The organism is Synechococcus sp. R55.7 (genome assembly GCF_047461955.1).
Taxonomy (GTDB): Bacteria; Cyanobacteriota; Cyanobacteriia; order Thermostichales; family Thermostichaceae; genus Thermostichus.
The window spans coordinates 1-4,145 of sequence record NZ_JANSIC010000228.1 but is presented as its reverse complement, the minus strand read 5'-3'; the positions used below and the strand labels follow the sequence as shown (position 1 = coordinate 4,145).

Genomic DNA, 4,145 nt, shown 5'->3' with positions numbered 1-4,145 from the left:
GATTACCTACCCCAATTCTAGGGGATCACCCCTGAGATGGATAGCCCTGCAGCAGGGAAATCTTGAGCGATTCTCGGCCAGACTCCGGCTGCAGGCCACTGATGCGAGCGTTTTCGGATAGGCTTCACAAGGGATCCAAGTGCTTCCGGGGCAGTTCCACCTGAACCCACAGCCCACCGGTTTGCGGGTGATTGCGCAGTTGGATGGTGCCCCCGTGAACCTCGACAATTTGTCGCACAATTGCCAGCCCTAGGCCAGTTCCGCCTTTGCTGCGGGCCCGCGCAGTGTCGGTGCGGTAAAAGGGCTGGAAGACCAACTCAAATTGATCCTCTGGCAGGCCGGGGCCGTGATCGTACACCTCTAACTGCACCTGGGATCCCTGCTCCGAAAGCACCACATGGATAGGAGAGTCGGGCTTGCCATACTTGACGGCGTTGTCCAAGAGATTGAGGATGAGGCGGTATAGGCGTTGCTCATCTCCCCAGAGGTAAATCTGGGACAATCCGCTCAGGTGCAGTTCCTGGTGTCGAGGCTTGGCCAACGGCTCTACACTTTGCCAGGCCTCGCGCACCAAACTTGCCAGATCCACCCAACGCCATTGGGAGCGGGATGCGGCTCCCAAATTGAGGGCGCTGAGTTCGAGCAAGTCTTGAACCAAATGGCTCAGGCGCAGAGTTTCATTTAGCAATCGTTCCACCCAGACTGCTTGAGCGGCATCGACCCGGCTTTGTAAAGTTTCGGCCAGCAAGCGAATGGAGGTGAGGGGGGTTTTCAGCTCGTGAGCCACATCCGAAGCCCAGCGATCCCGCTGTTGGGCCAGCATTTTTGCTTCCAGCCGGTCTTCTAAAAAAATGGCCACGTGCGCTTGCGGCAGGAGCAACCCCCAAGCCCGCAGCGGAATCGGTTTGCCATCCCCACCGGAAGGGTAGAAAATCCATTCGCGACTTTGGACAGGAGCAGCGGTCTCCTGTCGGCGGGTAGCCTCGATGAGCTGATCCAACTCATAGGAGCGCACCCATTCCAGCAAGAGCTTGATGCCCGGCTGCCATTGGCTGATGCGCAGCAGGCGCTGGGCGGCAGGATTGCACTCCAGCACCACGTTGTTTTCGTCTACCCGCAGATATCCCCAAGGGAGCCGCTGACTCAGGTATTGCCAGTTTTGCAGTTGCTGTTTTTGGTTGGCCCAATCCAGATCTTGTTGGCGAAGATAACGGCTGAGCAAGCTGAGCATCTGTTCCAGGGAGTGGAGGGGCATGGCCAGATGCACCAGGGATCCCAACCGTTGCAATTCGCGGCTGAAACGACGCCGACTTTGCCACAGCAGGAGCAACGTGCAAAGCAAACCGATTCCCAACCCGATCAGGATCCCGGCTTCCAGTCCCATGTTCCCACCACCTTTGCTGCCATTGTCGCTCAGGGAAGCAAGAGTGGAGGCGAAAGCCCGGTTGCCGGCCTCTTATCGACGATGTACGAGGGTGGTACTGGCTTGGTCGGTGGGCACAAGCAAGATCTCGCTGATGTTCACGTGGGGGGGACGGGTTGCCGCAAACACCACCACTTCAGCCACATCCATCGCCGTCAAGGGGGTGAGGCCCTGATACACTGCTGCCGCACGGGCGCGATCCCCACGGAAGCGCACTTGGCTGAACTCGGTTTCCACCAGGCCCGGCTGAATCTCGGTGACGCGAATGGGGGTGCCCAGTAAATCCAGCTTCAGCCCCTCGGAGATGGCCCGCACGGCGGCCTTAGAAGCGCAATACACAGCGCCACCTGGGTAGGTCTGCCGACCGGCAATGGAGCCGATGTTCACCACATGGCCTCGACCTCGCTCCACCATGCCGGGCAAAACGGCGCGGGTAACATAGAGCAGACCCTTGAGGTTGGTATCGATCATCTCTTCCCAGTCTTGCAAGGCCCCCATGTGGAGCTTGTCCAAGCCACGACTTAAACCGGCATTGTTGACCAAGATGTCGATGTTGGCCCACGGCGAGGGCAAAGATTGAAGCGCCTGCTGCACGGCTGCCCCATCCCGCACATCCAAAGCCAGCAGGTAGGAAGGAGTGCCGTAAGCCTGCTGCAATTCCCCAGCCAGTTCCTGCAGCCGATCCTGACGGCGGGCCACCAGAATCAGGCGGGCTCCAGAACGGGCAAAAAGGGTGGCACAAGCGGCCCCAATGCCGCTACTGGCTCCGGTGATGAGCACGATGGAGTTTTCAAGCATCATTTGCTAATTCAAATGCTGTGATTTCAGTTGGGTTGAGTCGGAGAAAAATGGACAGCCACCTTCAGCTTCCTCGTCAGTTCGAGGCTACAGCCATTCTAGAGTTCGAGCCACTTCCCCAGGGGGGAGCCTGGGATCCAGCAAACGAATCGTTTCTCTGCCGTTCGGTAGCGACCCTACCGCTCCCTGCAAGAGCCTAAAGAGAGCGCTCCAGCAGCTTGACGCAAGCATACAGAGTATCCAAATGGGGAGTGGGCACCCCCACCAAACGCCCCAACTCGGTGATGGCTCCCACAATGGCCTCGATCTCCGTCCGTCGCCCCAGCTCAATATCCTGCAGCATCGAGGTGCGATGGGATCCCACGCGGGCTGCATCTTCTAGCCGCTCTTCCAAAGAGACCGGCAGCCGGATCCCCAGAGCTTGGGCTACAGCCTCAACTTCCCGCATCACCGACCGAACCAGAGCATGGGTGGGTGGGTATTGGGCAATTTCATCTTGAGCAGCCCGGGTGAGGGCGCTGATGGGATTGAAGGCAGCGTTGCCCCACAGTTTCTGCCAGATCTCGGCCCGAATCTGCGAGGTGAGGGTGGTGGCAAGCTGCGCCTGTTCAAAGATGGCGGCCAAGGACTGCAACCGCCCTGACAGAGATCCATCCGGCTCCCCCAGAATGTAGCGCCCACCCCCTGTGTGCAAGACCACTCCCGGCTCTGCCAACTGCACGGCAATGTACACCACACAGCCAATCACCCGCTCTATCGGCAAATGAGCAGCGATAACCCCTTCTGGATCCACGGAAGTCAGGGAATGCCCCTCAAACTCGCCCCCATGCCGGTAAAAGTACCACCAGGGGATACCATTCTGGGCGATCACAATGGGGGTGTCTGGGCCACACAGGGATCCCAGCCGAGGGGCAAGCTGCGGCAAGCTGTGGGCCTTGACCGTCACTATCAGCCAGTCCTGTGGGCCCAGGGCAGCCGGGTCGTCGGTGGCCGTCAAGTGCTCCACCCAGGTTTGGGAGGGATCCCCCTGCCGGATGAGCTTTAGACCTTGGGTGCGGATGGCCTGCAGGTGAGCTCCACGGGCCACGACACTGACGGGAAAGCCAGACCGAGCCAGGCATATGGCCAAGTGACTTCCCACCGCCCCAGCGCCAACGATACAAATCTTCATGAGTTTATCATCTTTCCGCCACCCACCTCATATCCAGGTGGCCAATTGACATGGAATTGACATGGAGCTGTAACAAGGCCCGATACCGGGCCCGGGAGAAATCCTCGACAGCTTTACTCTGCCCCCCCTTGGGTCACCCTTAGGATCCCATATCCAAGTGCCACGCCCACCAGGGTCAGCACAATGCAGAGTCCAGCAATGGTGAAGATCTCGCCAGCCATAGATTCAGCTTCCTCGCAAATGGGATACATCGCCTTCTCAGGATATCGGATCCCAAGCCCTGGCCTTCACTCCAAGGGTGTAGCGACCCAAACCTAGCTCCTGGAAAAACAGGCGTTCTCTTGGACTTGATAAGATCCGGCTATCCACCTCTATAATGAAAGCAATTTACAAGTCTTTACCGGCATAGGCTAAATTGTAATGCCTACAGCCGTAAAACTTGTCCGGTGGCTCTCGAATGCTCTGTTGGGCCTCGTGAGCCCTGGAAACGGTTCTCGATAGGGTCTTGGAGCGCTGGGAATTCTAACCCACTGGAAAGTTCCCAGGCAGTTCTCGCCAAAGAGCCGTTCAAGGAAACTGAGGCAAAAGACCCAGGAGTTGAGTCTTTATACCTAGGCTCCGCTCCTGCTTCGAAGAAGCAAACTTTGTAGTTTCATTAATGTCCTCATTCATTTAGATGTCTTTAAGGAGTAGTTCAGATGACCATAGCGGTAGGGCGCGTGCGTCAGGAGCGAGGATGGTTCGACATCGTCG

The 4,145-nt window shown here is 57.9% G+C and carries 4 protein-coding genes; all 4 read right to left on the bottom strand.

What is annotated here, in order from left to right:
• Positions 1 to 124: 124 nt before the first annotated feature.
• The 4 genes from NW820_RS10730 to NW820_RS10715 all read right to left on the bottom strand — a co-directional run bounded on the left by NW820_RS10730 (position 125) and on the right by NW820_RS10715 (position 3,613).
• Entirely contained in the window at positions 125 to 1,384 is a 1,260-nt protein-coding gene (locus NW820_RS10730) for a sensor histidine kinase (RefSeq protein WP_414407480.1), read from the bottom strand.
• Positions 1,385 to 1,456: 72 nt separating this feature from the next.
• The gene (locus NW820_RS10725) at positions 1,457 to 2,224 is read right to left on the bottom strand and encodes an SDR family oxidoreductase (protein ID WP_011432494.1); all 768 of its coding nucleotides are present in this window, start codon (positions 2,222 to 2,224) and stop codon (positions 1,457 to 1,459) included.
• A gap of 193 nt (positions 2,225 to 2,417) precedes the next feature.
• A complete protein-coding gene (locus NW820_RS10720) occupies positions 2,418 to 3,392 on the bottom strand; it encodes a ketopantoate reductase family protein (RefSeq protein WP_414407479.1) in 975 nt (324 codons plus the stop codon).
• 113 nt (positions 3,393 to 3,505) lie between these two features.
• Positions 3,506 to 3,613 (bottom strand): PetM family cytochrome b6-f complex subunit 7, encoded by a 108-nt coding sequence (locus tag NW820_RS10715; protein WP_414329137.1) that lies wholly within the window; start codon positions 3,611 to 3,613, stop codon positions 3,506 to 3,508.
• Positions 3,614 to 4,145 lie beyond the last annotated feature (532 nt).

Excerpts from the sequence above, each read along its gene's own strand:
- NW820_RS10730 (WP_414407480.1), bottom strand. The coding sequence starts at position 1,384 with ATGGGACTGGAAGCCGGGATCCTGATCGGGTTGGGAATCGGTTTGCTT.
- NW820_RS10725 (WP_011432494.1), bottom strand. The coding sequence starts at position 2,224 with ATGATGCTTGAAAACTCCATCGTGCTCATCACCGGAGCCAGTAGCGGC.
- NW820_RS10720 (WP_414407479.1), bottom strand. The coding sequence starts at position 3,392 with ATGAAGATTTGTATCGTTGGCGCTGGGGCGGTGGGAAGTCACTTGGCC.
- NW820_RS10715 (WP_414329137.1), bottom strand. The coding sequence starts at position 3,613 with ATGGCTGGCGAGATCTTCACCATTGCTGGACTCTGCATTGTGCTGACC.